1 protein-coding gene and 1 pseudogene are annotated in these 1,604 nt (G+C 54.5%); both read left to right on the forward strand.

Annotated features, from left to right (window positions below):
• Window positions 1-15: 15 nt before the first annotated feature.
• Window positions 16-1,401, forward strand: a pseudogene (locus CES87_RS32165) (acyl-CoA dehydrogenase family protein); the annotation flags it as partial.
• Between the two features lie 73 nt (window positions 1,402-1,474).
• Window positions 1,475-1,604 (forward strand): acyl-CoA dehydrogenase C-terminal domain-containing protein (locus tag CES87_RS34795; RefSeq protein ID WP_371858298.1); only part of this gene is annotated, 130 nt, incomplete at its 3' end.

Raw genomic sequence — 1,604 nt, forward strand, 5'->3', positions numbered from 1 at the left:
CTCTGAGAACACTACATGAATCGCTTCCAGGCACCTATGCGTGATATCCAGTTCCTGCTGACTGAGGTATTTGATGGGCCGAGTCACTGGGCGAGGCTTCCAGGATTGGCAGAGCATGTAGACGCCGATACTGCTATTGCGATCCTTGAGGAGGCCGCAAAGGTCACCAGTGGCTGATCGCACCGCTAAATCGCAGTGGAGATGAGGAAGGTGCACAGTGGGCTGAGGGCCAGGTGACAACACCGTTCGGTTTTAAAGATGCCTACGCAACAACGCGCAGGGCGGGTGGGTCGGTCTATCTGGCAATCCGGCCTATGGCGGTTTGGGTATGCCCAAAATGCTCGCTGTACAGATTGAAGAAATGCTCTACGGAGCGAACTCAAGCTTTGCGCTTTACTCGGTTCTCAGCAGTGGTGCCGGCTTATTGATCGATACACACGCAGATGAAGAGCTGAAGCAGCGTTATCTGCCGCCGATGTACGAAGGACGCTGGGCGGGTTCTATGTGCCTTACCGAAGCCCATGCGGGAACCGATTTGGGCATGATTCGGACGCGGGCCGAACTTCAGGCCGATGGTAGCTATGCCATAAGCGGTAGCAAGATATTTATACCGGTGGCGAGCAAGATCTGACCGAAAATATCATTCATCTGGTGCTGGCCAAGCTCTCGGATGCGCCGCCAGGCCCTAAAGGTATTTCCCTATTTCTCGTTCCCAAAATGTTGGTGCAGGCAGACGGAACACTAGGCTCCATAACGCGGTGTCCTGCGGCTCTATCGAACACAAGATGGCATTAAAGCTTCGGCCACTTGCGTGATGAATTCGACGGTGCTACTGGTTGGCTGGTAGGCGAGCCGAACAAAGGACTTGCCGCGATGTTCACCATGATGAACTACGAGCGTCTGTCTATTGGTATTCAGGACTAGGTTGTGCCGAGGCCTCTTATCAAAGTGCCGTGTCGTATGCCCGCGAGCGCCTGCAGAGTCGTGCGCCGGGAGGTCCCGACGAACGTGCCCATGGTGCTGATCCAATCATCAACCATCCAGATGTTCGTCGAATGCTCCTCACCATGAGGGCATTGACCGAGGGGGGCAGGGCCTTGGCCACTTATATCGGCGGGCAACTAGACGAAGCGAAGTACGGCACTGAATTGAGCAAGTGTGCTCTGGCACAGCGTCGAGTGGCTCTGCTAACCCCCTGGCAAAGGCATTCTTCACGGACAATGGATTGGAAAGTTGTGTACTCGGTCAACAGGTGTTTGGCGGGCATGGCTATATCCGGGAGTGGGGCCAAGAACAGCTAGTTCGGGATGTACGTATTGCCCAGATTTATGAGGGCAAATGGCATTCAAGCGCTAGACCTTCTAGGTCGGAAAATTCTCGCCGATGGAGGGGCTGCGATGGACGAGTTCCTTCTCGAAATCATCGGTTTTGCGAATAACACAGAAAGCGAGTTTTGCGGCGCGTTGTTGGGGCCGTGAGCATATTAGAAGAAGCAAGTCGCTGGATCCGCACCGCGAGTAATAAGGATCCCCGTCAAGTGGGAGCTGCCTCGGTTGAGTACCTTCATCTCTTCGGATACGTCAGCTACGCCTATTTGTGGTCCA

The sequence above is a fragment of the Pseudomonas sp. ERMR1:02 genome, from assembly GCF_002277815.1.
In the GTDB taxonomy this organism is placed as follows: domain Bacteria; phylum Pseudomonadota; class Gammaproteobacteria; order Pseudomonadales; family Pseudomonadaceae; genus Aquipseudomonas.